The sequence below is a fragment of the Bacillus pumilus genome (assembly GCF_003431975.1).
Taxonomy (GTDB): Bacteria; Bacillota; Bacilli; order Bacillales; family Bacillaceae; genus Bacillus; species Bacillus pumilus_N.
In genome coordinates, this window is record NZ_CP027116.1 from 1,336,592 (window position 1) to 1,360,955 (window position 24,364).

27 protein-coding genes and 3 riboswitches are annotated in these 24,364 nt (G+C 40.7%); of the genes, 19 read left to right on the forward strand and 8 right to left on the reverse strand.

Annotated features, from left to right (window positions below):
• Nucleotides 1–282 precede the first annotated feature (282 nt).
• From C5695_RS06795 to C5695_RS06800, 3 genes are read left to right on the forward strand one after another with little or no spacing between them, the layout of a single operon-like run.
• The gene (locus C5695_RS06795; protein WP_117730078.1) at nucleotides 283–801 is read left to right on the forward strand and encodes a DUF421 domain-containing protein; all 519 of its coding nucleotides are present in this window, start codon (nucleotides 283–285) and stop codon (nucleotides 799–801) included.
• A gap of 6 nt (nucleotides 802–807) precedes the next feature.
• A complete protein-coding gene (locus C5695_RS20435) occupies nucleotides 808–972 on the forward strand; it encodes a hypothetical protein (protein WP_187441370.1) in 165 nt (54 codons plus the stop codon).
• Entirely contained in the window at nucleotides 965–1,144 is a 180-nt protein-coding gene (locus C5695_RS06800; RefSeq protein ID WP_117730079.1) for a hypothetical protein, read from the forward strand. The genes C5695_RS20435 and C5695_RS06800 overlap by 8 nt, the downstream gene beginning before the upstream one ends.
• Before the next feature lie 30 nt (nucleotides 1,145–1,174).
• Here the strand turns inward: C5695_RS06800 and C5695_RS06805 are convergent, their stop codons facing one another.
• Nucleotides 1,175–2,194 (reverse strand): acyltransferase family protein, encoded by a 1,020-nt coding sequence (locus tag C5695_RS06805; protein WP_117730080.1) that lies wholly within the window; start codon nucleotides 2,192–2,194, stop codon nucleotides 1,175–1,177.
• A gap of 293 nt (nucleotides 2,195–2,487) precedes the next feature.
• Here C5695_RS06805 and C5695_RS06810 point away from each other — a divergent pair, with 293 nt between their 5' ends.
• The 3 genes from C5695_RS06810 (at nucleotide 2,488) to C5695_RS20440 (ending at nucleotide 5,420) form a co-directional block, all read left to right on the forward strand.
• Nucleotides 2,488–4,698, forward strand: coding sequence for a PAS domain-containing sensor histidine kinase (locus C5695_RS06810; RefSeq protein ID WP_117730081.1), 2,211 nt, complete (start codon nucleotides 2,488–2,490; stop codon nucleotides 4,696–4,698).
• Between the two features lies 1 nt (nucleotide 4,699).
• On the forward strand, nucleotides 4,700–5,191 hold the full coding sequence (locus C5695_RS06815) for a methylated-DNA--[protein]-cysteine S-methyltransferase (protein WP_117730082.1): 492 nt from the start codon (nucleotides 4,700–4,702) through the stop codon (nucleotides 5,189–5,191).
• A gap of 91 nt (nucleotides 5,192–5,282) precedes the next feature.
• A complete protein-coding gene (locus C5695_RS20440; RefSeq protein ID WP_187441371.1) occupies nucleotides 5,283–5,420 on the forward strand; it encodes a hypothetical protein in 138 nt (45 codons plus the stop codon).
• Between the two features lie 15 nt (nucleotides 5,421–5,435).
• On the opposite strand, the gene mtnA is transcribed toward C5695_RS20440, so the two are convergent.
• Both mtnA and mtnK read right to left on the reverse strand, forming a co-directional pair.
• On the reverse strand, nucleotides 5,436–6,503 hold the full coding sequence (gene mtnA / locus C5695_RS06820) for an S-methyl-5-thioribose-1-phosphate isomerase (RefSeq protein WP_117730083.1): 1,068 nt from the start codon (nucleotides 6,501–6,503) through the stop codon (nucleotides 5,436–5,438).
• Between the two features lie 6 nt (nucleotides 6,504–6,509).
• Nucleotides 6,510–7,703, reverse strand: a complete 1,194-nt coding sequence (mtnK, locus tag C5695_RS06825) for an S-methyl-5-thioribose kinase (protein ID WP_117733033.1) — start codon at nucleotides 7,701–7,703, stop codon at nucleotides 6,510–6,512.
• 80 nt (nucleotides 7,704–7,783) lie between these two features.
• Nucleotides 7,784–7,942: riboswitch (SAM riboswitch) on the reverse strand.
• A gap of 164 nt (nucleotides 7,943–8,106) precedes the next feature.
• On the opposite strand from mtnK, the gene C5695_RS06830 reads away from it, so the two are divergent.
• From C5695_RS06830 to C5695_RS06855, 6 genes are all read left to right on the forward strand, one after another.
• Complete coding sequence (locus C5695_RS06830) at nucleotides 8,107–9,276, forward strand: pyridoxal phosphate-dependent aminotransferase (RefSeq protein ID WP_117730084.1); 1,170 nt, start codon at nucleotides 8,107–8,109, stop codon at nucleotides 9,274–9,276.
• A gap of 65 nt (nucleotides 9,277–9,341) precedes the next feature.
• A riboswitch (SAM riboswitch) is annotated at nucleotides 9,342–9,443 on the forward strand.
• Between the two features lie 106 nt (nucleotides 9,444–9,549).
• Nucleotides 9,550–10,770, forward strand: a complete 1,221-nt coding sequence (mtnW, locus tag C5695_RS06835) for a 2,3-diketo-5-methylthiopentyl-1-phosphate enolase (protein ID WP_117730085.1) — start codon at nucleotides 9,550–9,552, stop codon at nucleotides 10,768–10,770.
• Complete coding sequence (locus C5695_RS06840; protein WP_117730086.1) at nucleotides 10,771–11,466, forward strand: 2-hydroxy-3-keto-5-methylthiopentenyl-1-phosphate phosphatase; 696 nt, start codon at nucleotides 10,771–10,773, stop codon at nucleotides 11,464–11,466.
• Nucleotides 11,430–12,068, forward strand: coding sequence for a methylthioribulose 1-phosphate dehydratase (locus C5695_RS06845; protein ID WP_117730087.1), 639 nt, complete (start codon nucleotides 11,430–11,432; stop codon nucleotides 12,066–12,068). The genes C5695_RS06840 and C5695_RS06845 overlap by 37 nt, the downstream gene beginning before the upstream one ends.
• Before the next feature lie 17 nt (nucleotides 12,069–12,085).
• Nucleotides 12,086–12,616, forward strand: coding sequence for a 1,2-dihydroxy-3-keto-5-methylthiopentene dioxygenase (locus C5695_RS06850; RefSeq protein WP_117730088.1), 531 nt, complete (start codon nucleotides 12,086–12,088; stop codon nucleotides 12,614–12,616).
• 301 nt (nucleotides 12,617–12,917) lie between these two features.
• Entirely contained in the window at nucleotides 12,918–13,160 is a 243-nt protein-coding gene (locus C5695_RS06855) for an aspartyl-phosphate phosphatase Spo0E family protein (RefSeq protein WP_117730089.1), read from the forward strand.
• Nucleotides 13,161–13,206: 46 nt separating this feature from the next.
• On the opposite strand, the gene C5695_RS06860 is transcribed toward C5695_RS06855, so the two are convergent.
• Nucleotides 13,207–14,712 (reverse strand): sporulation kinase KinD, encoded by a 1,506-nt coding sequence (locus C5695_RS06860; RefSeq protein WP_117730090.1) that lies wholly within the window; start codon nucleotides 14,710–14,712, stop codon nucleotides 13,207–13,209.
• 204 nt (nucleotides 14,713–14,916) lie between these two features.
• Here C5695_RS06860 and C5695_RS06865 point away from each other — a divergent pair, with 204 nt between their 5' ends.
• A complete protein-coding gene (locus C5695_RS06865) occupies nucleotides 14,917–15,372 on the forward strand; it encodes a MarR family transcriptional regulator MhqR (RefSeq protein WP_058337420.1) in 456 nt (151 codons plus the stop codon).
• 228 nt (nucleotides 15,373–15,600) lie between these two features.
• On the opposite strand, the gene motB is transcribed toward C5695_RS06865, so the two are convergent.
• The 3 genes from motB to C5695_RS06880 form a co-directional block, all read right to left on the reverse strand.
• Complete coding sequence (motB, locus tag C5695_RS06870) at nucleotides 15,601–16,365, reverse strand: flagellar motor protein MotB (protein WP_117730091.1); 765 nt, start codon at nucleotides 16,363–16,365, stop codon at nucleotides 15,601–15,603.
• Nucleotides 16,358–17,152 carry a flagellar motor stator protein MotA gene (gene motA, locus C5695_RS06875; RefSeq protein WP_117730092.1) on the reverse strand — a complete coding sequence of 265 codons (795 nt, stop codon included), beginning with the start codon at nucleotides 17,150–17,152 and terminating at the stop codon, nucleotides 16,358–16,360. Before motA ends, motB begins: the two co-directional genes overlap by 8 nt.
• 377 nt (nucleotides 17,153–17,529) lie before the next feature.
• Complete coding sequence (locus tag C5695_RS06880; protein ID WP_117730093.1) at nucleotides 17,530–19,635, reverse strand: ATP-dependent Clp protease ATP-binding subunit; 2,106 nt, start codon at nucleotides 19,633–19,635, stop codon at nucleotides 17,530–17,532.
• A 244-nt stretch (nucleotides 19,636–19,879) separates the two neighbouring features.
• On the opposite strand from C5695_RS06880, the gene C5695_RS06885 reads away from it, so the two are divergent.
• From C5695_RS06885 to C5695_RS06915, 6 genes are all read left to right on the forward strand, one after another.
• Nucleotides 19,880–20,923, forward strand: coding sequence for a YkvI family membrane protein (locus C5695_RS06885; RefSeq protein ID WP_117730094.1), 1,044 nt, complete (start codon nucleotides 19,880–19,882; stop codon nucleotides 20,921–20,923).
• Between the two features lie 71 nt (nucleotides 20,924–20,994).
• Nucleotides 20,995–21,039, forward strand: a riboswitch (PreQ1 riboswitch).
• Between the two features lie 159 nt (nucleotides 21,040–21,198).
• A complete protein-coding gene (gene queC / locus C5695_RS06890; protein ID WP_024424683.1) occupies nucleotides 21,199–21,855 on the forward strand; it encodes a 7-cyano-7-deazaguanine synthase QueC in 657 nt (218 codons plus the stop codon).
• A complete protein-coding gene (gene queD / locus C5695_RS06895) occupies nucleotides 21,856–22,296 on the forward strand; it encodes a 6-carboxytetrahydropterin synthase QueD (protein ID WP_117730095.1) in 441 nt (146 codons plus the stop codon).
• Complete coding sequence (gene queE, locus C5695_RS06900; protein WP_117730096.1) at nucleotides 22,289–23,020, forward strand: 7-carboxy-7-deazaguanine synthase QueE; 732 nt, start codon at nucleotides 22,289–22,291, stop codon at nucleotides 23,018–23,020. The genes queD and queE overlap by 8 nt, the downstream gene beginning before the upstream one ends.
• 15 nt (nucleotides 23,021–23,035) lie before the next feature.
• Entirely contained in the window at nucleotides 23,036–23,533 is a 498-nt protein-coding gene (gene queF, locus C5695_RS06905; protein ID WP_058014145.1) for a preQ(1) synthase, read from the forward strand.
• A gap of 267 nt (nucleotides 23,534–23,800) precedes the next feature.
• Nucleotides 23,801–24,019 (forward strand): hypothetical protein, encoded by a 219-nt coding sequence (locus C5695_RS06915; RefSeq protein WP_003211069.1) that lies wholly within the window; start codon nucleotides 23,801–23,803, stop codon nucleotides 24,017–24,019.
• A gap of 118 nt (nucleotides 24,020–24,137) precedes the next feature.
• Here the strand turns inward: C5695_RS06915 and C5695_RS06920 are convergent, their stop codons facing one another.
• A complete protein-coding gene (locus tag C5695_RS06920; protein WP_003211747.1) occupies nucleotides 24,138–24,326 on the reverse strand; it encodes a YkvS family protein in 189 nt (62 codons plus the stop codon).
• Between the last annotated feature and the right edge of the window lie 38 nt (nucleotides 24,327–24,364).

Sequence of the window (24,364 nt, forward strand, 5' to 3'; positions counted from 1 at the left end):
TGCTGTTTTAGATTGTTGACAAAGGGCTAAAATGATCTTTATTTTAGTCCTTTGTCTTCTTTTCAGCGTGATAGAAAACCTTTGAAGTCTAGGAAGGACAGCTACTTTTGCGGAGCGAATTTGACATTCGTGAGCACCAGCGCGCAGGACTGTCACCGAATGCGAGGGTTTGTCTACACGCTGACACAGCATTCTAAGCGAATGCTGTTTTTTTATTTCCATTATCTAACTGGCTAAATCACATAGGATGTTCGCAATCTATAGGTAAGAGGTGAACGAGACGTGCTGGAAGTATTATGGAAAGCGATTGTCATGCTGCTAGTTGGTACCTTGCTGCTGAGAATAGCAGGGCCTAAATCCATTAGTCAATTAACTGTACAACAAACAGTGATCATGATTTCAATCGGATCAATTATTATCCAACCCTTTATTGAGCATAATTTACTTGAAACCATTTATGCCGCCGTTACCTTTATTGTGGCACTTGTGATAATGGAGAAGCTGTCAATTCAATCTGATTTTTTTGAAAAATTGGTTTCGGGAAAATCAGTGGTGATTTTACAAAATGGAGAAATGCTTGATCACAGACTGAAAAAAGCACGGCTCACAAGAGATCAATTCAAAATGCGCTTAACTCAGCAAGGCATTACGGACATCAGCTGTCTTAAAAGAGCCACCCTAGAAGCCAATGGTCAAATTGGCTATGAGTTAAAACCTGAGGAAAAGCCCGTGACGGTCAAGGAAATGAAGGAGCTTCTTGACCAATTAAGAGAAGAACTAAACATATTAAAAAAGGACTGATTTCAGATGAAAAGAAAAGCAGCGAAAAATGAAGCTTTGACAAACAATATGACACCGACAGAAAGCATGGCCCATGATCAAGGGAAAACACAATTTGACGAACAATCAAGAGATCGTCAAGCAAACCGAAATTCTCATCAAGGGAAACAAGGGGGGGCATCTCGTGACTAAAAAGCATGTGAAGAGCAAGGACATGAAAGACCATAAAAAGCCGATGGACCCAGACATTTTAGAAGAGGAATTTGGCAGTGAACTTGGTGATATCAACAGCAGTAAATGGATCGATACATTGATGAAACCTAAGAAAGATGTTGAATGTCACACCGAACAACAGAATAAATAAGAGAAAAAACGATCCTCACGGGATCGTTTTTTATTTGATATAGCTACTTTGCCTGCCGGTGATCGTTCGCAGAAGATTGGTCATTTTGAGCTCAATCACTGGCTGTGCAACGGTTTTTACAAAGGTACTAGACAGGGTAAAGGTTAACAGAATGGTCAGCAGCAATAACATGAGTACACTTGCTGCATTCAAAGCCCAGTCATCAAACCAAGTCGTTCTAAGCAGCTTAATGACAAAGCCATGTAATAAATACACATATAACGTTCTTGTGCCCCACTTTGTAAAGAAGAATCGTCTTGTTGGCACTAATGCAAAGAAGCTAAATGTAGCGCCGAATGCAAGTAGATACCAAGCCATTCGTTTCATTGCCGCAATCAGTCCTGCATCACCAAGAGAAGCATATGACTGTGATCCAAATAAGAAGGAATAATCAAATTCATACAGATAGCAAAACAGGAATACAGCCACTAAAACAAGGAGCGCTGCCAGCTTTCCTTTGCTTGTACGAATGAATTCAAAGTGCTGCTTCTTTAAATAGAAGCCTGCTAAAAACATGGGCAAAAAGACAAACGTCCGCGATAAACTGAGTGTATTGCTGATGCTGTCCATGTAACCGACAAGTAAAGCAATCGATAAACTGACGATCATCGCCCATTGAAACGGCAGTTTTGAAAAAGGAATGAGCAGCAAATTCCAAAAGAATAAACTAATTAAAAACCATAAAGACCATTGTGGATCAATTGGGTTTAGATTGGCGATGCTTTGATCCTGCAAGAGATAATAGTAAACAGAATAGATCACCTGAAAAATGAAATATGGGATGATCAGCTTAACAGCAACTTTTTTCATAAAACCCGGTTTTCTGAATCCTTTTGCAAAGAAGCCGGAAACCAAAATAAAGGCGGGCATATGAAAAGTATAAATAAACTTGTATAAATAAAGCATCCAATCATTATCATGAATGAATGATCGTAACAAATGACCAAAAACGACTAGAAAAATCAGAAGAAATTTCGCATTATCAAAATAACTATCTCGTGAAGATGCCATAACATCACCTTTCCTGATTGATTTCAAACATAAATGCTCTAAGTGCACTGTTCCCTTATTTGCCCCATTTTAAAATACATTTTGGCTCGTTTCGCTATTTGATGTGAAATTGTAGAACGGTTGTAAAAGAAGCGTAAGAAAAGAGATTCGTGTTTCGATCCTGTCATCCGAATGAAATAAATGAGACAGTCTTCGTGTAAAAACTTATCTTTTTTTATGAGTCGAATGAAGGAACAATGAAAAAATTGTAGAAATATTGTAGAGGAATGAGGCTGGAAAAGGAGTGTAAGAGAATGACTGAAACGCTCGATGGCAAAAGGTTAATCCCTGCGGAAGATATCAGAAAATTAGAAAAAGAGAACGAATATTTACGAACAGAGTTAATGCAGCACAAAATGCTGTTAAATAAGACGCTAGATGCCATATTTATATTTGATCAGCACCTCAATATTATCCAAGCCAACGAAGCAACATGCAGGCTTGTCCAGACATCGAAAGAAGACCTCCTCAATAAATCCGTTCTAGATTTCCTATACGGCATCCCGAAAGACAAAATTGAATGCTCCCTCGATTTATTTTTTCGAAAAGGAACGTTAAGAAGAGAAATTTCCATTCAGCTTGAAAATGGTGAAACAAAATATATTGAGTTTGTCGCAGAGCATGACGTTGTGAATGAGCAATATATTGTGGTCATGCGAGATATTTCCTCAAAGAAAATATTAGAACGGGAACGCTCCATGAATGAGCAGCTGTTTAAAGATTTGTTTGACCGAGCCATTGACGGGATGGTTATTTTTGATCAGGATGGCTGTATGATCGACGCCAATCACTCCTTTTGTCAGAGCTTTGAACTAGAAAAGACCGATTTAACCGACCGTTATTTAAATGAATTTGTCGAAGAAGAAAATCTTCCAGCCTTACAGCACCTTCTATCGGCACTTAAAGAAACAGGGAAAGCCAAGGGAGAGCTTCCTGTTACCCTTCAATCTGGCCAGCACAAATTATTCGAGCTCACCATTACATCAAATGTGATGAGCGGTTTTTATATGTCCATCATGCGGGATATTACTGAAAAAAGGTTAATGGAAGAGAAGCTGTTAAAAAGCGAAGAGCGCTTTAGAGAAATTTTCGAAAATGCAATGGACGCCATCATCATATGGGCAGATGATGGAGAGATTGTGAAAGCCAATGAATCAGCCTGTCGTATTTTTGAACTTCCCATGCACTCACTGATTGGCAAGAAGCTCACTGACTTTCTCGTGAAATCAGATAAGAGATATCGAGCGACAAGAAGACGTTATATGAGAAGTCATGAAATAAGGGAAGAGCTTTTATTCAGAATGGCCAATGGGCAGTTTAAAGAGCTGGAATTCACATCAAAGCATGCCGTATTAGAAGGCCAGCACTTAACCATTTTACGTAATGTGAGTGACCGGAAAAGAATGGAGGAAGAGCTGCGTGAAAGTGAGCTCAAATTCCGTAAAGTATTTAACGGGTCAATGGACGGTATTGTTCTGTTTGATAATCAATACCGTATTATTGAAGTCAATCCATCCGCAAGCGAACTGCTTGGATTGAAGGACGATCATTTAACGGAAATGAATCTTTTTCATATCCTTGCACCTTATCAAATTGAACATTTGGCACAGCCTGCTCAGGCGATGTCGCTAGATGAGATGGACAATAAAGTTCCGTTTGTGCTGAATCATCCAGATCAGCGTATATTGGAATTCTCTTTTAAACGCAACATCATTCATAATATGAATTTGGCGATGTTTAGAGATGTGACAGAGCGTAAGGAATTAGAAGAGCGGGTGAGAAAATCAGATACGCTTCATGTAGTTGGAGAGCTTGCTGCTGGAATAGCGCATGAAATTAGAAACCCGATGACAGCATTAAAAGGCTTTATTCAGCTATTAAAAGGGAATATAGAGGGAGAGTATTCTCTCTATTTCAATGTCATCACATCAGAGCTAAAAAGAATTGAATCCATCATTACCGAGTTTTTAATTTTAGCGAAGCCGCAAGCCATCGTATATGAAGAAAAAAATGTGGTGCAAATTGTGAAAGACACGATGGATCTTTTGCACGCACAGGCGAATCTTGGCAATGTTCAAATGCACCTCAATGTGATCGATGAAATTCCGCTCATTTATTGCGAGCAAAACCAATTAAAACAAGTCTTTATTAACATTTTAAAAAATGCAATTGAAGTGATGCCGAGAAAAGGGAATGTCTATGTGAGCATTCAGCGGAAGGGTGAAGAGCATATTGTGATTTCACTGCGGGATGAAGGCTGCGGAATGTCTGAAGACAAGCTGAGGCGTCTAGGAGAGCCGTTTTATACGACGAAAGAAAGAGGAACTGGACTTGGCTTAATGGTTAGTTATAAAATTATTGAAGAGCACCAAGGAACCATTGAGGTAGAGAGTGAGGAAGGAGTAGGGACCGTCTTCCATCTCACGCTGCCACTTTGGCAGCAGAAACAAGAAGGAGAGCATTAATATGTATTATACCGTCTATCACGCACCAATCGGGGCATTATACCTAGTAGAAAAAGACGCTGCTATCATCGAGGTGATGTTTGATGATGAGCCGTTTTTAGCAAAAAAACAAGAAGCCAACCTAATAGAAGAAGAGACGCCTGTCTTACAAGAAGCGAAAAAGCAGCTGGATGAATATTTCAATGGGGAGCGTCAAGTATTCGATCTCCCGCTCAAGCAAACCGGTTCTCCGTTTCAAGAGCAGGTCTGGCAAGCACTTTCAGCTATTCCATATGGTGAATCAAAAAGCTATGCAGACATTGCAGAAGCGATTGGTAACCCAAAGGCTGTGAGAGCGATTGGACAGGCAAACAGACGCAATACATTACCGATCTTTATCCCTTGTCACAGAGTGATTGGAAAAGACCGCTCTCTGACGGGCTATGCAGGAACGAAAACAGACATGAAAGCGGTCCTGCTAGAATTAGAAGGCATCCCATTTGTTCAAAAATAAATCGATTGACCTGTTCCAAATATTTGTCAAGCGACATATCCTTTTATTAAGCTAAAAAAGTTGGTTGAGGGAAAAAGGAGGGCGCTAGGGAATGTTTTGGGGCAAAAAAGATAAAATGTATGCCGTCACGTCATTATGTGTCAAAATGCACGTTTTGACTGAAGAGCAGAAAAAAGAAATCTTAGCAAAAACGATTGATACAAAAAAGCGCAGTGCTCTTAAAAGATAAGAACACGGCGCTTTTTTATGATGAAACGGAGGTGCTTTCAGCGAACAGAGCATCAATCTCTTCTGTATAGTTAGACGTGATAATGCCTTTCTCTGTAATGATACCTGATATGAGGTGGTGAGGAGTGACATCAAAGGCAGGATTGAATACCTGAACATCAGGTGGTGCAATTTGGACACCGTTTATTTCTTTTACTTCCTGCGGATCGCGCTCTTCAATCGGAATATCTGCCCCGTCTTGAGTTGAGATATCAAAGGTTGAAAGAGGTGCTGCAACAAAAAACGGAATATGAAAATGCTTAGCTAAAATCGCAAGGCTCAGCGTTCCAATCTTATTCGCTGTATCTCCGTTACGGGCGATGCGATCAGCTCCAACAATGACAGCTGAAATTTGCTTTTCTTTCATTGTATGGGCTGCCATGTTATCTGTAATGAGCGTCACATCTACACCGCCTTGCATGAGCTCCCATGTTGTCAGTCTGGCGCCTTGAAGAACGGGGCGTGTTTCACAGGCATAAATGTGAAGATCAAGATTTTTCTTTTTCGCTAAATAAAAAGGAGCAAGGGCTGTTCCATACCGGCTCGTAGCGATGGACCCTGCATTGCAAATGGTCATAATACGATCACCTGATTTAAAGAGCTGGAGTGCATTTTGACCGATGTGTCTGCATGTTTCTTCATCTTCAATTTGTATTTGAATGGCTTCATGGACAAGGTCTGTCTTGGCTGCATTCACCGAAGCTGCACGCTCAATGCGCTGCAACAATCGATCTAATGCCCACGCTAGGTTCACAGCGGTTGGACGGGCACTATTTAAATATTCTTTTATCCGAATGACTTCTTGTTTAAATACATCAATCTCTTCTGTCTCAATGTCTTGAGCACTGAGCGCCAGTCCAAAAGCTGCTGTAATGCCAATGGCAGGTGCTCCCCGCACTTTTAACGTAACAATGGCATCATACACATCTTCTTTTGTATATAAATGCTCAAACACGGTTTCGGCCGGCAATTTTTGTTGATTCAAAATGTTAATATGGTTTTCTTCCCATTCGACAGAACGTGGGACTTCAAATTCTTTAGACAAAACCCGTCACTCCTTTACAGATTGCTGGAATAATGCGACGAGGTCAGACGCTGTTTCCACTGCATGATATCGTTTGATTAATGTTTTTCCGAACGTTAGTGCTGCTTTTTTCTGATGAATTCGTCTAGATGGTGATGAGATCGCATCTAGATCAGCGGCATGAGCAAGACCAATTGTACGGCGGACAAGCTCACAGCCGGCAAAGCCTGCTGCTTCTTTTAAAATACGGTCAAAGGTTGTTTCTAAAAAGCTGTCAGATACACTAAACGCTTCAATACTGTCTTCTTTCCAAGCTTTTGCGAACACGTCTTTGAAGGTTGCCCATACATTGATGACATGGTCAAACAGGTGCTGTTGATCGTGTTCATTCTCACGTGATAAAGCATTAATGAACAGGTTAGCGATAAAGTGGCCAATATCAAATCCAAAGGGACCGTAAAAGGCGAATTCTGGATCAATGATTTTTGTTTCGGTCTCACTTGCAAAAATACTTCCTGTATGAAGATCTCCATGAACGAGTGTTTCAGCTGATGTCAGGAAGATGCGCTTCAGCTCAGCTGCTTTGGCCTGGACTTCAAGATCTGCCCAAAGGGCTTCGGCAGCACCTCTTAATTCTTCTTCAAAGTCATTTGTTTCGCTATCAAAGAAGGGATCTGTGAAGACGAGTTTTTCCGTAATGTCACAAAGGTCCGGATTCGTAAATTGCTTCACAAATTGTTTTTTGATTTTAGGGTATGTGGCAAAGTCAGATGTGTAAAAAAGTGTTTTTCCTAAAAATTCTCCGACATGATCAGATAAATGCGGATATTGTTTTCCGGCAATTAGCCCTTTTCTGACGATTTCTAGATGTGATAGATCCTCCATTGCCGTCACAGCAAGAGCTGTATCTGAATAATAGACCGCGGGTACGAGGTGCGGTGCATATTCTGACTGCTTGATCAGGGCAGCACTTTCAATTCTCGCCCGGTCTAATGTAAGCGGCCAGCTCTCCCCAACTACCTTGGCGTAGGGAAGGGCCTGCTTGATAATCAATCCTTTTTCTCGTTTGTGATCAAACATATGAAAGACGTAATTTAAATTCCCATCTCCGATTTCAGTACATGTCAAATGGCTGCTTTCTTGGATCAAGCCAAGTCTAATTGCGAGTGCAACTGCCGAGCTTTCTGTTAGTTCTTCATATGATGCCGTAAGTGTAACCAATTGCTTCCCCTCCATATCATATAAAAAAGCCTCTTTCTCCTGAGAGAAAGAGGCTTGGTGGCGTGTATGCTCAAAGCCTCTCTTATCTCTCAGCACATACGTCTGATGGAATTAGCACCGTGCCCTATAAGACAAATTGTCTTGGCGCTTTACTTGCTGCGCCCCACTTCACAGTGGTATTAACGGTCGGTTGCTGTTGGGGTCAAAAGGCCAAATCCCTCGCCCAACTCTCGATAAGAGAAATCAATATGTCATTGTTTCGTGTCTGTTTGTATTTCTTAATTCAAGATATTATCAGAGCGGCTCTTCACATGTCAATCTTTTTTCAAAATTGCTTTACAATTCATAAAACAATCCATTACAGTGTTTGTATTGTGACGTAACTTGAATAGAAGGTGAAAAAATGGAATTTCAGCAATCAGATGTGTTGAAAGAATTACCGAAGCAATTTTTTGCGTCCCTTGTCCAAAAGGTGCAGAAAAAAGTGCAGGAAGGGGCAGATATCATTAACTTAGGGCAGGGAAATCCTGACCAGCCAACCCCCTCGCACATTGTAAAAGCGATGCAGGAAGCAGTCGCAAAGCCTGAAAACCATCAATACTCTTCATTCCGCGGAACAGCGAAATTAAAAGAGGCCGCAGCCGCCTTTTATGAAAGAGAATATGGTGTTACGCTTGATCCAAAAACGGAGATTGCGATTTTATTTGGCGGGAAAGCAGGGCTTGTTGAACTGCCGCAATGCCTGCTGAATCCGGGTGATACTCTTCTTGTCCCAGACCCTGGTTATCCTGATTATTGGTCAGGTGCTGTGCTTGCTGGAGCTCAGATGGTGACCATGCCGCTTCTTGAAGAAAATGATTTTTTACCTGACTATGATCGATTGTCTGAGGATGATAAGAAAAAAGCAAAATTGATGTACTTAAATTATCCCAACAATCCGACGGGTGCCACAGCAAGCCGTTCATTTTTTGAAGAAACCGTTACGTTTGCGAAAGACCACAAGCTCTGTGTTGTGCATGATTTTGCCTATGGCGGCATTGGATTTGATGGAAAGAAGCCGATCAGCTTTTTGCAAACAGATGGAGCGAAAGAGACGGGGATTGAAATTTACACATTGTCTAAAACGTATAATATGGCCGGCTGGAGAGTGGGTTTTGCAGCAGGTAATCCGTCTGTTATTGAAGCGATTGAGCTGTATCAGGATCACCTGTTTGTCTCCCTGTTTAAAGCCACCCAAGATGCAGCAGCGGTAGCACTGCTAAGCGATCAAACATGCGTACAGATGCAAAATGAACGATATGAGAACAGGCGAAATGTGTGGATTGCTGCTTGCAAGGAGATTGGCTGGGAGGTCAGTGCGCCAAAGGGGTCATTCTTTGCTTGGCTAAAGGTGCCAGAAGGGTATACATCTGAATCGTTTTCTGACTTATTATTAGAGAAAGCACATGTGGCTCTGGCACCGGGGAATGGATTTGGTGCTCACGGTGAAGGATACGTGCGAGTAGGACTTTTAACAAGTGAGGAACGGTTAAAAGAAGCCGCTCGGCGCATTGCGGCATTGAATCTGTTTTAAAAAAAGCCATTGACAACATAAAAAAATGGTGCGATAATTCAGGCAATATTTAAGAAAATTGAATATTCTTATCAAGAGTAGGCAGAGGGACTAGCCCAATGAAGCCCGGCAACCGACTTCCATGAAGCACGGTGCTAATTCTTGCAGCAAGCGCTGAGAGATAAGATTCGGATGAACACGACACGAAAAAACCTCTTTAAGGCGCTGACAAAGCACTTGAAGAGGTTTTTTTATTGAACACATATGGATGACTCAATCGAAAGGAGATTCCTAGTGAGTGAATTACTGGCAACATACGTATTAACACACCGAGAGGATGAACAAGTGAACCGAAAAGCGGAGCAGATCGCGCTTGGTTTAACAGTTGGATCATGGACAGATTTGCCGCAGCTCAAAAAGGAGCAGCTTCAAAAGCATAAAGGCCGTGTAGTAAAAGTATCAGAAACATTTGCTTCAGCCGAAAATGGTCTATATCAATCTGAGGTGATGATTGCTTATCCTGAAGCTAATTTTTCAGCTGACATACCAGCCGTTTTGACAACGATTTTTGGAAAGCTTTCACTAGATGGAAAAGTGAAGCTAGTTGACATACAATTCTCGGATAGATTTAAAAGAAGCCTGCCAGGACCAGCATTTGGAATTGATGGCATACGAAAAAAAACAGGCGTGTTTGATCGTCCGCTATTGATGAGCATTTTTAAAGGTGTCATTGGCCGTGATATGGAGGATTTAAAGGAGCAGCTCCGTTTACAAGCATTAGGTGGCGTTGACTTTATCAAAGATGATGAAATTTTATTTGAGAGCCCGCTAGCCCCTTTTGAAGAACGAATCAAAGAGGGAAAAAAGATATTAAAAGAAACATATGAAGAGACAGGGCACCGAACGCTGTATGCCGTTAATTTAACAGGCAGAACCTTCGATTTGAAGGATCGAGCAAGAAAAGCAGCTGAGCTTGGAGCGGATGCCCTCTTATTCAATGTCTTTGCCTACGGGCTAGATGTGATGCAAAGCTTAGCTGAGGACCCAGATATTCCATTGCCTATTATGGCGCATCCAGCTGTGAGCGGTGCATTGACATCATCGCCTGAATATGGATTCGCCCATTCTCTTCTTTTAGGGACATTAAATCGATATGCTGGCGCTGATTTAAGTCTTTTTCCCTCACCGTATGGGTCGGTCGCACTTCCAAAAAAAGACGCCTTAGGAATCTACGAAGCTTGTGTAAAAGAGGATTCGTTTCGAAAAACGTTCCCTGTTCCGTCAGCAGGTATTCATCCTGGAATGGTTCCAATTTTGATGAAAGATTTTGGACTCGACCATGTGATAAATGCTGGTGGAGGAATTCACGGACATCCACGTGGAGCCATCGGCGGAGGGAAAGCATTTCGTTCGATGATCGATGCAGTGATAAATGAAGAGTCCATCCAAGAGAAGGCATCTTCTTGCCAAGACTTAAAAGCAGCACTTGAACTATGGGGAAGGGTATCAGAATAAATGAAAAAACCAATTGTATGTTGTGATTTTGATGGAACCATTACGAAAAATGATAATATCATTCGCATCATGAAACAGTTTGCACCAAGTGAATGGACGAAGCTGAAGGACGATGTTCTCACAAAGGAGATCACCATTCAGGAAGGCGTCGGGCAGATGTTTCAATTACTGACGAGTGATCAAAAAGAAGCCATTCAATCGTTTATTTTAAAAGATACAGAGATTCGAGACGGATTCAAGCAATTTGTTGATCATGTGAAAACTGCTGATATTCCCTTTTATGTGCTAAGCGGCGGGATGGATTTTTTTGTTTATCCCATACTCGAGGGCATTGTGGATAGAGACGATATTTATTGCAATCATGCGTCATTTGGGGAAGAGCATATTCAGATTGAATGGCCGCATGCTTGCGATTCGCAATGTCAAAATGGCTGCGGATGCTGCAAGCCGTCAATCATTCGCGAGCTGACTGATGAGAATGACTTTATTATCATGATCGGAGATTCTGTGACCGATGTGGAGGCGGCAAAGCATGCGGACCTTACATTTGCGCGCGACTACTTGCTGAATGAATGTAAAGAGCTCGGGCTTATTCATGAAGAGTTTGAAACATTTATTGATCTTAAAGCACAATTTGATCAAATAAAGGAAGTGAAGAAATGGCAGACGCAAAGAGCGAGCGCTGGCAGGAGCTAGCTGACGTCAAACGTGAACTGGCACAAAGAGATTGGTTTTACGGAACAAGCGGCAATTTATCAATCAAGGTGTCGGATGATCCAATCACTTTTTTGGTGACGGCAAGCGGCAAAGATAAACGAAAAGAAACGGATGAAGATTTTGTTTTAGTGAATGCAGCAGGCCAGCCTCATGATCCAAACGAATCGCTTAGACCATCAGCTGAAACACTGCTTCACACATACGTGTATGAGCGAACGAAAGCGGGATGCTGCCTCCATGTCCATACAATTGATAATAATGTGATCTCTGAGCTATATGGGGATAAGGGCGAAATTCGTTTGAAAGGAAACGAAATCATCAAAGCGCTTGGTTATTGGGAAGAGGAGGCAGAAGTGACAATTCCGATTATTGAAAACCCAGCCTATATTCCGCATCTTGCAGAACAATTTGCAAAGCATTTGACTGAAGAGTCGGAATCAGGTGCTGTGCTCATTCGCAATCATGGCATCACTATCTGGGGTAAAACAGCCTTTGAAGCAAAACGAGCACTAGAGGCGTATGAATTTCTATTTAGCTATCATTTAAAATTAACGCTTTATCAAAAACAGCTTGTCACATAAAAAGGAGGAAATAGCACATGGCGACGATTTTAATTCATAATGAAGAGAACACATTACTTGAAAGCGAGCAAGAGGTGGCAGCCTATTTAGAAAACCAGGGGGTCATTTATGAACATTGGGATATTGAAAAGCTGCCAGACCGATTATCAGAAAAGTATGATTTAACAGATGAAGAAAAGGAAGAGATTTTGACTGTCTTCCAAAAGGAAATTCAGAGTATTTCTGAAAGAAGAGGGTACAAAGCGCAGGATGTCATTTCATTATCTGATGCTACACCTAATCTTGATGAACTGCTCCAAAACTTTAAGCGTGAGCATCATCATACAGACGACGAAGTAAGGTTTATTGTAAGCGGCCACGGAATCTTTGCTATTCAAGGCAAGGATGGCGTCTTTTTTGATGTGAGGCTGAATCCAGGTGATTTAATTTCTGTACCGCCACATATTCGTCACTATTTTACACTACAAGAGGATCGAAAAGTAGTCGCAGTTCGCATATTTGTCACAACTGAGGGCTGGGTGCCAATTTACGAGGAAGAAACGGTTTAATGACAGGAGCTGATCATTCCGCATGAGGCGGGTGATCAGCTTTTTTTTAGGAAAATAGGCATAAAATGAGAAAGAAAGTAGTTGATTTTGGTCTTCTGCATAGGATAAAATTCTGTTTAATCAATGTGCCAGTCCTGTCCAATTTTGAAGTTTACCCCCAAAAATGATTGGGTAAAAGGTCTTTAGGCCGTGAAAAATTAAATAAAATAAGCATATTTCATTTAATTTACAAATAAAGTATAATTTTGGTGTCGAATCATTTTGAGCATAGACAGTCGAAATCATTGCGGGAGCTGAGATCATGAATATTTATGTCAGGAAAGAACAATTGCTGATGTCCATTGATGAGAAGAGAAAACAGATGGTAGAGGCTGCTCAAGCGGAGGGCTACACTGGTGAGACGACAATTAAATATAGTCAAGAACTGGACAACCTGATGAATGAGTATCAGCATCTTCTTTTTCATGAGAAACAAGCTGCCCCCTCCTTTCATGATCTTGTATCTCAAATGAGTCTTCTATCCGTGAACCGTCCCTCTTATTAATATGAAAAACCGGTCTTGCATAAGCAAAACCGGCTGAGATTTGCAGCTATACTGAGTGAGCAGAAGGAAGCGTGATCAAGACAGTTGTTCCTTTATTCACTTCGCTCTCGATATCAATTGTCCCGCCATACATTGAAATGATTCGCTTACACACGACAAGCCCAAGGCCTGTGCCTTTTTCCTTCGATGTAATAAAAGGGAGGAAGATATGCTTTAACATTTCTTCTGGTATGCCTTCACCCGTATCTTTCACTTTAATGATGACATGTTCTTTTTCAGCCTCAATGACAATCTTCAAATGACCGCCATTTGGCATCGCTTCTAACGAGTTCTTCGCCACATTTAATACGACTTGTTTAATGTGATCCTTCGTGCAATACACTCCAACATCTTGAATTGTATTGATTTGCAAATCAACCTCAACGTTATAAAGGTTCGCCTCAGAGAAAACGATCGGCATGATCTCACTGACAATTTCTTTGACAGAGTTATTCTGCCATTTTTCTGCTGTTGGTTTTCCTAGTACAAGAAATTCGCTGACGATTTGGTTGATCCGTTTAATTTCTTCTTCAATGACAGAAAAATAGAGCTGATCTTCTTCTGAATGATACTTCTTTTGCAAAAGCTGGATAAATCCACTGATGCCTGTTAAAGGGTTGCGAATTTCGTGTGCCGTACTTGCTGCGAGTGTTCCGATCAATTCAAGCTTTTGCGCTTCATTTTGGTGGCGCTCCTGCTGGGTTTGCCGTCTTAAAATGATATATTGAACAAGTGTGAATAAAATATTTAATAAAATAAAAGCACTGGATAAAGGGATCAGCATAACAGACAGCACTTCACTTGTAGTCGCACGCTGAGGAAAGACCTCCAGTTTCCAGCTGTTTTCATCTAAATATGTAGACACGGTGCTGCCTTTTTCTGATGCTGGATGCGGACCGCTTGTAAACACGACATGTCCATTTTGATTCAGCATTTTAAAATGAAGGTCAGGATTCAATACATTCATAATATTTCTTAAATAATCAATTTGAATGGCAGCGACTAGTACATTGGTGACTTCTTCATTTTCATCCAGAACAGGTACACAAATGGAGAGAATCCGCTGTTTTGTAATTCGGCTTACATAGTTGTCTGTGATCACCGTTTGCTTGGTCACTTGAATGCGCTTGAAATAATCTCTGAAGGATAGGTTGATTTTTTCCTTTAACGGTGTGGTGCTTGCAGTTACATTTCCTTTTTCGTCTAGGAGATACAGGCCTGAAAAACGAGGTTCTTGTTTATAAATTTTCTCTAGGATGTGTTGTACTTTTTTCGTCTCAAGCGGCTGGTCAAATCCCATAGCAAGGGAAGTTAATCTCGCTTCTGTTTCACTAATTAAATAATTCATTTGGTTTTTGTGAATATTTAACATAAGTGTAGCGGTTTGTTTGTTTTTTAAGTCGATTTTTTCCGTTTCTTTTTCGTAGATAAAATAACTAATGATTAGGGTTGGAATCATGACCAAAATAAGGTACAGCCTGATCTTCTTCCAGAACCCTTTCAGTATACTCATCATTCATCGCTCCAACGTATTACCTAATAGACTTATTATAGCATTGAACCTATCTTTATTACGATGCCTTGTGTGATTTTTAAAAAATTAGGTGATTCGTTCTGGTCTCATTTTCATGCTAAAGATGGATCAAGATGTTGACATTTTACTTATTGTTTATTAATGTCACATTAGTGGGTTGCATTTCATAAAGGATGATAAAAAATGGAAAATTATAATGTTGAAAAATCTTTGAAATTATTTATTGTATTATCACGTGCCTATCGTTCGATTAATCATCACATGAACAAACATATTGTGAAGCACGGGCTGAATCCGACTGAATTTGCTGTATTAGAATTGCTGTATCATAAAGGTGATCAGCCGCTTCAGCAAATCGGTGATAAGATTTTACTTGCAAGCGGTAGCATTACGTATGTGGTCGATAAATTGGAGAAAAAAGAACTCCTCAGTCGTAAGGCATGTGCAGAAGACCGCAGGGTGACATTTGCACATATTACCGAGCAGGGACGAGCTTTGCTTGATGACATCTTCCCCGATCATGCGAAGGAAATTCATGAAATGATTAGTGTCCTGAGCGAAGAAGAGAAGGATGCCTGCATTGATATGCTCAAACATGTGGGTCTGCGTGCAAAGCATTTATATGATCATAAAGAATAAATAAAAAAGGAAGCCGAGGGCTTCCAATCAGCGTGTAGACAAACCCTCGCATTCGTTGTCAGGTCTGCGCGCTGGTGCTCACGAATGTTCAATTCGCTCCGCGCCAGTGCTCGGCCTTTCTAGACTTCAAAGGTTTTCTATCACGCTGAAAAGAAGACAAAGGGCTAAAATAAACATCATTTTAGCCCTTTGTCAACAATCTGAAAGGAAGCCGAGGGCTTCCTTTTTTTATTTTTCTTTTTTCTCAATCGGTAAAATGAGTACTTCAACTCGCCGGTTTTTACTTCTGCCTTCTGCAGTATCGTTTGTCGCAATCGGCTTGAATTCACCGAAACCTTTTGTACTAAAGTTTTCTTGGTCTAGGTTGCTGTTCTCAAGTAGAATACTTAAGAAGTTGACAGCTCGAATGGCACTTAAATACCAGTTGGATTCAAATTCAGAATTTCTGATTGGTACATTATCTGTATGTCCGCTAATGACAATGTCACGAGCGGGGTTAATGACGAGTAGTTTGGAGATTTCCTTTGCTAACGGAACATCTTGAGGGCGAATAACTGCCCGGCCAGAATCAAAGAAGATACTGTCTTCAATCGTAATGAGAAGACCTTCCTCTGTGAGCTTTGTTTCGAGTTTTGATCCAAGTTTCTTATCGGTAATGAATGAATCCACTTGCTTTTTGACCTTTGTAAGAACGGCTTGGTCCCGAGCTTTTGCTTTGGCTTCTTCATCTTCTTCGGCTGCTTTTTTGATCTGATCGCTATTTTCCGTTTCTTCGGTGCTTTGCATGCTGGATTGATCCATAACACCAGTACCGCCCGTAAAGACGACATTAAACGACTTGGCCATCTGTTCATATTTTGCCGCATCAATCGAACTAGAGGCAAAAAGCACAATGAAGAGAGCGAGTAGAAGCGTCAGAAGATCGGCATAAGGGATTAGCCAAGATTCATCTACATGGTCATCATGATCATGTTTTTTCCGTTTCCTAGCCATTTTGTTTTTCTCCTTCTTCAATGACAAGATTTGCACGTTCTTTTGCTGGTAAGTACATGAGTAGTTTTTGTTCAATCACTTTTGGAGACTGACCTTCAAGAACAGAAAGAATACCTTCGATCATAATGAGACGAAGCTTTACTTCTTCCTTTGATTTGCGCTTCAACTTGTTCGCAAATGGATGCCATAACACATACCCGGTAAAAATCCCAAGCAGCGTGGCAACGAAGGCCGCACTGATTGCATGTCCAAGTGCTTCAATATCTCCCATGTTCGCAAGTGCGGCAATGAGTCCGACAACGGCGCCAAGTACACCAAGCGTCGGAGCGTATGTACCTGCTTGTGTAAAGATTAATGCGCCTGACTGATGTCTTTCAGCCATAGCGTCCACTTCTTCTGTTAAGACGTCGCGAATAAATTCAGCACTTTGACCGTCAACCGCCATGCTAAGGCCGTTCTTTAGAAAATCATCATCGACTTCCTCAAGGCTAGCTTCTAATGCCAAAAGACCTTCACGACGAGCAATTTGAGCCCAGTTTGAAAAAAGAGGGATCATTTCTTGAATCGTTGGAAGCTTGTTGTCTTTGAAAATTTTGCCGAACAATTTTGGTGTTTTCTTAATTTCACTAGATGGGAATGCGATGACAACAGCTGCAATCGTCCCAACAACAATAATCAATATAGCCGCCGGGTTGATAAGAGCGGTTAGACTCACACCTTTCAAAACCATACCGACACTCAGTGCAATAAATGCTAAAATAATACCAATTAACGATGTTTTGTCCATTATCTCACCAAATCCTTTAACTATCTTTTTCTATAGTTAATATCGGTGTCTTCTGGAAGGGTTTTAGTCAGAATATAAAATTAAGGCAGTTTCTGTGAAGAATTTTTGACGAAAGCGCTTTCTAGTGCACCAAAAAGAAACTCCCTCTGATAGGTCAAAGGGAGTTTCTTTTTTTATTTCTTTGAGCAGCTTCATCTTTAAGCAGCTCCTTTATCTTTTCTTCGTGTATGATTTTGACAAGATCATAGCTCCAATTCATCATGTGATCCACCTCTTTTTCTTTTATCGTAAAGGAAAAGAGGCGGGGAAGCGTCGGCGCTCAGATGGAACTTAGACACCGTAACATGATGGAACTGTAAATCCTTCTTAGGATGTACTTATCCTTTTTTCACCACGATTTCATTATCTACTACATCTACAGTGAATCCTGAAAGTTTTTCTTCTTCAAGCAATATTTCCGTCATTTGATCTTCAACGTGCTCTTGAATGGTTCTTCGCAGTGGACGAGCACCAAATGCAGGGTGATATCCAAGTTCTGCGATTTTTTCTTTCGCTTCATTTGTTACTTGGACTGTTAAATGTTGTTCTTTTAATTGCTCTGACAGCTCATTAAGCAGAAGATCCACAATCTTCACTAAATCATCTCTATTTAATGAGTCAAACTGAATGATGCTGTCAAAACGGTTCAAGAATTCGGGTTTGAAATAGGCGCTGAGTGAATCAATGAGTGATTGTTCTTCAATCGCTTCTTCTTGATCAGACTGGAAGCCGACTTTGACTGCTTTTTTATCTGAGCTGCCTGCGTTACTTGTCATGATGATGACAGTATCTTTAAAGCTGACGGTTCTGCCTTGGCTGTCTGTTAACCGACCATCTTCCATGATTTGAAGGAATATGTGCTGCACATCAGGATGTGCTTTTTCAATTTCATCCAGCAAGATGATGCTATACGGCTTTCTCCGCACTTTTTCTGTCAGCTGACCCGCTTCATCATGTCCAACGTAACCAGGAGGAGAACCGATCAGTTTGGATACTGAGTGTTTCTCCATGTACTCACTCATATCTAAACGGATAATCGCATCTCTTGAGCCGAATAATTCTTCAGCTAATGTTTTTGACAATTCGGTTTTTCCGACTCCTGTTGGTCCAACGAAAAGAAAGGAGCCTGTCGGTCTATGCTTTGATTTTAAGCCGGCTCTGCTTCTTTTCACAGCTTTCGCCACTTTTTCAACCGCATGTTCCTGACCGATCACACGTGCTTTTAAGCGGACGTCAATTTCTTTCATTTTGGTTTGTTCGTCTGCTTGCAGTTTGCTAACAGGGATACCTGTTTTTTGTTCCACAATGGCTTGAATGTCCTCTGCTGTGACGACATGTTCTTTGTCATTTGCTTTGCTTTGAAGTCTTGCTTCAATGGCTTCTTCTTCATCTCGAAGCTTTGCTGCTTTTTCGTATTGTTCTTCTTTTAAAGCAGCTTGTTTTTCAGCAGCGATTTGTGTAAGGCGGTTCGTTAGTTCATCTTCACTTGCTGCATCAATGGAAAGGTTCGCTTTTGAACCTGCTTCATCCATTAAATCAATGGCTTTATCCGGTAGATGACGGTCTTGAATATACCGCGAAGATAATTGAACACACGCTTGAATGGCTTCATGAGAGTAGGTGACGCCATGATAGCTTTCGTACTTATCTTGAATGCCTTTTAAAATCTCGATCGCTTCAGCTTGTGTTGGTTCATCTACAATAACGGGCTGAAAGCGTCGTTCAAGAGCGGCATCTTTTTCAATTTGACGATATTCTTTTAATGTCGTCGCACCTACTAGCTGCAGCTCGCCTCGTGCAAGGGCTGGTTTTAAGATGTTTCCAGCATCCATTGACCCTTCGGCAGATCCTGCGCCTACAAGCAGGTGGATTTCATCTACAAATAAAATAATATTTTTACGGCTTTGCAGTTCTTTGATTAACTGTTTCATTCTTTCCTCGAATTGACCACGTACGCCTGTATTCGCTACAAGTGAAGAGACATCTAATAAATAAATCTGTTTGTTCTTTAATTTATTTGGTACATCGCCGCTTGCAATTTTCAGTGCGAGTCCTTCAGCAATTGCTGTTTTCCCAACGCCTGGTTCACCAATGAGGACTGGGTTATTTTTATTTCTTCTATTTAAAATCTCAATGACTCTTGTGACTTCTTCATCACGGCCGATGACTGGATCAATGAGACCAGCATTAGCGCCATCTGTTAAATTTCGGCCAAGTTCATCGAGTAAGCCTTTTTGTGTTGGCTGCTTTCCGCTTTGTGCAGGTCCTGTTGGTTCAGAGAAGAATGAACTTCCTCCGAACAATTGAGGTCCCATTTTCATTTTTGATTGCTCCATCAAAGAGGTGTAGCAGTCTTCACATAAAACCATTTGGCTCCGGGATGAATTCACTTGCATATTCAGGCGAATAGTTGCTTCATTTTCTTGACAATGTTGACAACGCATTTGCCATGACCTCCTTATTGTAAAGTTTGACTTTATTTGACCAATGAATGTTAAAGAAAATGGTCTGTTGTTTGACCATCTTTGACTATAGTATACTCTGACCTATTTTGACTTTCAACTGTTTTGCTCAAAGGTGGATAAAAATCCTTTTTTGCATTTAATCATGGTTTGTCCTTCTTTTCAAGGAACTTGTCTCATAGGATAAAAAAGAAACAATCGACAGTGATGGATGCGGAGGGGTCACATGAAACGTTCAAATGAATCCGCTTTTCAGCTTGCCTTTGTATATGTAGGAACAGTGGTTGGAGCTGGGTTTGCGACAGGAAAAGAAATCGTAGAATTTTTTGTTCGTTTTGGCTGGATTGGACTATTCGGAATTCTCATAAGCGGCGCTATTTTTACTGGACTTGGGGCAAAAATGATGCTTATTTCTAAACGGATTGAAGCAGAGTCTTATCAAGATATGAATCGGTTTTTATTTGGCGCAGCTGCAAGCCGATATATTAATATTGTCATGTTTTTTATTTTATTAGGTGTTACCTCAGTGATGATTTCTGGTGCAGGGGCTATTTTTGAAGAGCAGCTTGGCATATCAAAGGAATATGGAATCTTTTTGACGATCATTCTAAGTGTCATTGTACTGTTTAAAGGGTCAAAAGGGCTATTTGGTGTCAACGTCCTCGTCGTCCCAATGCTCATTTTCTTTTCATTGATCGTGTTTCTTGATTCATTCGTTTTTAGCAGTAGCGAAAGTGATGTTCTTGCGCTCCAAATGGGTGAGGGCGAGTGGATTTTATCAGCTATCTCATATGGTGCCTTTAATTTAGCACTTTCGCAAGCAGTGTTAGTGCCCGTCGCAAATGAAATGACGTCTGAAGCGGTGATTAAAAAGGGAGCATTGCTTGGGGGTGTGATGCTGACCCTTATTTTACTAGCATGCTTTTTATCTCTTTCTTCATTAAATATGCTCGAGGCGTTTGATATTCCAATGGCTCAAGTCGTGTATCAAGTAGCAAATTCCATTCACCTCATTTATTTATTTGTGATCTTCGGCGAAGTCTTTACATCTGTCATAGGCAATTTATTTGGATTGGAAAGACAAGTGAGGGCGTATATTCGAATGAACAGTGTCTTGACAATTTCCCTTATTCTTTTATGCTGCTATTTGATTAGTAAAATTGGCTACGGCACATTGATATCAACGGTTTACCCGATTTTTGGCTATGTGAGCATCTTTTTTATCCTCTTTCTTTGTCTGAAAAAAGTGCCTGCGTCGCTTGATAAGTAAAGAAAGGATAGCCTGTATGAAAAATATGTGGTACACTATCCACTGTGAAAATTGAACAAAAATCCGTGGAAACGGGAGAGGTTTTAGCAAAACCCTCTATAAAAAACTAAGGACTTGCCGTATCCTTGGATGTGGCATTTTTTATTTTTTATGGCTGGGACACCTCATACACATGTAAAGGTGTCTTTTCTTTTGAGAAAAATAGGGGTTTTCATGAGCCTTTCAGATGCAGCTTTGTACGATGGTATAGATCTGCAAAAGGAGGAGAACAGAAATTGAAAAATGAAAAAGCAGTCGTTGTCTTTAGCGGGGGACAAGACAGTACGACATGTTTATTATGGGCACTTCAACAATTTGAAGAGGTAGAAACCGTGACCTTTCATTATAATCAGCGTCATCAAGAGGAAATTGATGTCGCCAAAAGAATTGCTGACAAGTTAGGTGTGAAGAATCATCTATTAGATATGTCACTTTTGAATCAGCTGGCACCAAATGCTTTAACAAGAGATGACATTGACATTGAAGAAAAAGAAGGAGAACTACCTTCCACGTTTGTGCCAGGGAGGAACTTAGTGTTCTTATCCTTTGCTTCTATTCTTGCATATCAAATCGGTGCAAGACATATTATCACAGGTGTTTGTGAGACAGACTTTAGCGGTTATCCAGATTGCCGTGACGAGTTTGTGAAGTCTTGCAATGTCACAGTGAATTTGGCGATGGAAAAACCATTTGTCATCCATACACCACTCATGTGGCTCAATAAAGCAGAAACATGGAAACTGGCGGACGAACTGAATGCGCTGGATTTTGTGAAAAATGAAACGCTCACTTGCTATAATGGCATCATTTCTGATGGCTGCGGGGAATGTCCTGCATGTAAGCTTCGGAAAAATGGCTATGACACATATATGGAAATGAAGGAGGCAAAATAAATGCTTTCTCAAATCTATCCACAAGCGAATCATCCTTTTTCATTTGAATTGAACAAAGATATGCATGTATCAGCTGCTCATTTTATTCCAAGAGAAGATGCAGGTGCTTGCAGCCGTGTACATGGTCATACGTACACCATTAATTTGACCATTGCAGGAGACGACTTAGATGAATCGGGTTTCCTAGTCAATTTTAGTACATTGAAGAAGCTCATTCATGGTGAGTACGATCACACGCTACTCAATGATCATGAAGAGTTTTCGGGAGCCGATCGATACGAGATGCCTACTACAGAGGTTGTGGCAAAGACAGTTCATGACAAAGTGGCAGCGTATTTATCGACTTTAGCAAATCAACCAGTATGTGTTCAGGTTTTTGTTAGGGAGACACCAACAAGCTACTGCATTTACCGGCCGAAACGAGTTGAAAACAATGGCTAAAGCGATTCCTGTATTAGAAATCTTTGGTCCGACCATTCAAGGAGAAGGGATGGTTATTGGACAAAAAACCATGTTTGTCAGAACGGCTGGCTGTGACTACTCTTGCAGCTGGTGTGATTCCGCCTTTACATGGGATGGATCAGCGAAGCATGACATTCAGTGGCTTCACGCAGAAGACATTGTGAAAGAATTAAAAAGAATAGGTGGACAGGCATTTTCTCATGTCACCATTTCGGGAGGAAACCCTGCACTTTTAAAGCAAATGGAATCTCTCATTGATTTGCTGAATGAAGAAGGAATGGATACAGCGCTTGAAACACAAGGGACGATGTATCAAGACTGGTTTTTGAAAATTGATGATTTAACCATTTCTCCGAAGCCGCCGAGCTCGAATATGAAAACAGATTTTACGAAACTTACACGTATCGTAGATGAACTGAAAAATGGAAATAGACTACATCATGCAAGTCTAAAGGTCGTGATCTTTGACGATGCTGATCTAGCCTATGCGAAAGATGTTCACGCGAAATACCCAGAGCTTCCTTTTTATTTGCAGGTGGGAAATGATGACACGACGACAGGTGATGACGCGTACTTATTGACGCATTTATTAAAGAAATATGAAACGCTTGTCGATCAAGTAGCGCAAGATCCAGACTTAAATCGCGTAAGAGTGCTGCCTCAGCTACACACATTATTGTGGGGAAATAAACGAGGCGTATAGAAAGGAAGAGACGATATGACGACAAGAAAACCAGAAGAATTAGAAGGTGTCACGTTACTAGGAAATCAAGGCACCAATTATTTGTTTGATTATGCACCACAAGTGCTTGAAACGTTCCCAAATAAACATACAAATAGAGATTATTTTGTAAAATTCAACTGCCCAGAATTTACGTCACTTTGTCCGCAAACTGGTCAGCCAGATTTTGCGACAGTGTATATCAGCTATATTCCAAATGACATCATGGTTGAAAGTAAATCATTAAAATTATATTTGTTCAGCTTCCGAAACCATGGTGACTTCCATGAGGATTGTATGAACATTATCATGAACGATCTGATCGAATTGATGGACCCAAGATACATTGAAGTATGGGGTAAATTTACACCAAGAGGCGGTATATCAATTGATCCGTATACGAACTACGGTAAACCTGGGACTAAGTATGAAGAAATGGCATCATATCGTATGATGAATCATGATATGTATCCAGAAACGATTGATAATCGCTAATAAAGGAAAAGACATGCCTAATGACATGTCTTTTTTTATGGGTTTGAAAGGGGTGAATCAGACTGAAGTGATAAAAAAAGAGAAGAGTCATGTCGCTCTCCTCATACAAATGGGAATAGAACTTGCTAGGACGGCTGGGGGCTACCAGCTCGTAAAATTATTATACATGACAGAACGTATGTTTGTAAAGGGGAATTGTGTTTTTTGCTTATCTTAATTGCTTTAAGATAAAATAGAGGCAATGAACGACTAATGGAGGCGTTTGAGTTGGTAAACAAAGAAGAAAAGACAGAAAAGCTGCTGAGGGAGCTAAAAGAAGAACTTCAAATGCTTGAACATCAAAACAAAGAACGATATAAATGGAGTGCCTCCACGCTGCTTGGTGTGATTGCGCTTCTCATTGATAAAGGCGTTATCACCCCAGAGGAAGTGGACATGTACAAAACGAAAGCAGAAATGCAAACCTTTCATACGCAAAAAGACTGACACTTTCATATGGTGTCAGTCTTTTTCATATGTGATTGTCAAAGAGAGCTAAACTGTCAGAAATCAGCTTTGCTTCGTATTTACGTATGTATCGATAGTCTGAATTGAGGATTGCAAATTAATGTACGGAGTCTTTGATGATTTTATAGTTTTTATGATTAACGACTGTTAGTGAGTCCAGTTCTAAATCTCTATAGTTGTCCATAATGGTGACATCCACAATGACAGAGTTTTCATTCACTTTTTCAACTACACCTGTTAAACCATTTCTAAATTCGATCACATTTCCAATTTTTGCAATCTTCAACCGATCCCTCTCCTTTAAAAACAGATTTCATTCCCTAT

What these genes read in the sequence shown, in the direction of transcription:
- motB (WP_117730091.1), bottom strand. Translation starts at nt 16,365, where the DNA reads ATGGCTAGGAAACGGAAAAAACATGATCATGATGACCATGTAGATGAA.
- C5695_RS20435 (WP_187441370.1), top strand. Translation starts at nt 808, where the DNA reads ATGAAAAGAAAAGCAGCGAAAAATGAAGCTTTGACAAACAATATGACA.
- C5695_RS06840 (WP_117730086.1), top strand. Translation starts at nt 10,771, where the DNA reads ATGAAAAAACCAATTGTATGTTGTGATTTTGATGGAACCATTACGAAA.
- C5695_RS06815 (WP_117730082.1), top strand. Translation starts at nt 4,700, where the DNA reads ATGTATTATACCGTCTATCACGCACCAATCGGGGCATTATACCTAGTA.
- queF (WP_058014145.1), top strand. Translation starts at nt 23,036, where the DNA reads ATGACGACAAGAAAACCAGAAGAATTAGAAGGTGTCACGTTACTAGGA.
- C5695_RS06850 (WP_117730088.1), top strand. Translation starts at nt 12,086, where the DNA reads ATGGCGACGATTTTAATTCATAATGAAGAGAACACATTACTTGAAAGC.
- queE (WP_117730096.1), top strand. Translation starts at nt 22,289, where the DNA reads ATGGCTAAAGCGATTCCTGTATTAGAAATCTTTGGTCCGACCATTCAA.
- C5695_RS06830 (WP_117730084.1), top strand. Translation starts at nt 8,107, where the DNA reads ATGGAATTTCAGCAATCAGATGTGTTGAAAGAATTACCGAAGCAATTT.
- C5695_RS06805 (WP_117730080.1), bottom strand. Translation starts at nt 2,194, where the DNA reads ATGGCATCTTCACGAGATAGTTATTTTGATAATGCGAAATTTCTTCTG.
- queD (WP_117730095.1), top strand. Translation starts at nt 21,856, where the DNA reads ATGCTTTCTCAAATCTATCCACAAGCGAATCATCCTTTTTCATTTGAA.
- C5695_RS06810 (WP_117730081.1), top strand. Translation starts at nt 2,488, where the DNA reads ATGACTGAAACGCTCGATGGCAAAAGGTTAATCCCTGCGGAAGATATC.
- C5695_RS06860 (WP_117730090.1), bottom strand. Translation starts at nt 14,712, where the DNA reads ATGAGTATACTGAAAGGGTTCTGGAAGAAGATCAGGCTGTACCTTATT.
- C5695_RS06845 (WP_117730087.1), top strand. Translation starts at nt 11,430, where the DNA reads ATGGCAGACGCAAAGAGCGAGCGCTGGCAGGAGCTAGCTGACGTCAAA.
- C5695_RS06865 (WP_058337420.1), top strand. Translation starts at nt 14,917, where the DNA reads ATGGAAAATTATAATGTTGAAAAATCTTTGAAATTATTTATTGTATTA.
- C5695_RS06880 (WP_117730093.1), bottom strand. Translation starts at nt 19,635, where the DNA reads ATGCGTTGTCAACATTGTCAAGAAAATGAAGCAACTATTCGCCTGAAT.
- C5695_RS20440 (WP_187441371.1), top strand. Translation starts at nt 5,283, where the DNA reads ATGTTTTGGGGCAAAAAAGATAAAATGTATGCCGTCACGTCATTATGT.
- C5695_RS06885 (WP_117730094.1), top strand. Translation starts at nt 19,880, where the DNA reads ATGAAACGTTCAAATGAATCCGCTTTTCAGCTTGCCTTTGTATATGTA.
- C5695_RS06855 (WP_117730089.1), top strand. Translation starts at nt 12,918, where the DNA reads ATGAATATTTATGTCAGGAAAGAACAATTGCTGATGTCCATTGATGAG.
- motA (WP_117730092.1), bottom strand. Translation starts at nt 17,152, where the DNA reads ATGGACAAAACATCGTTAATTGGTATTATTTTAGCATTTATTGCACTG.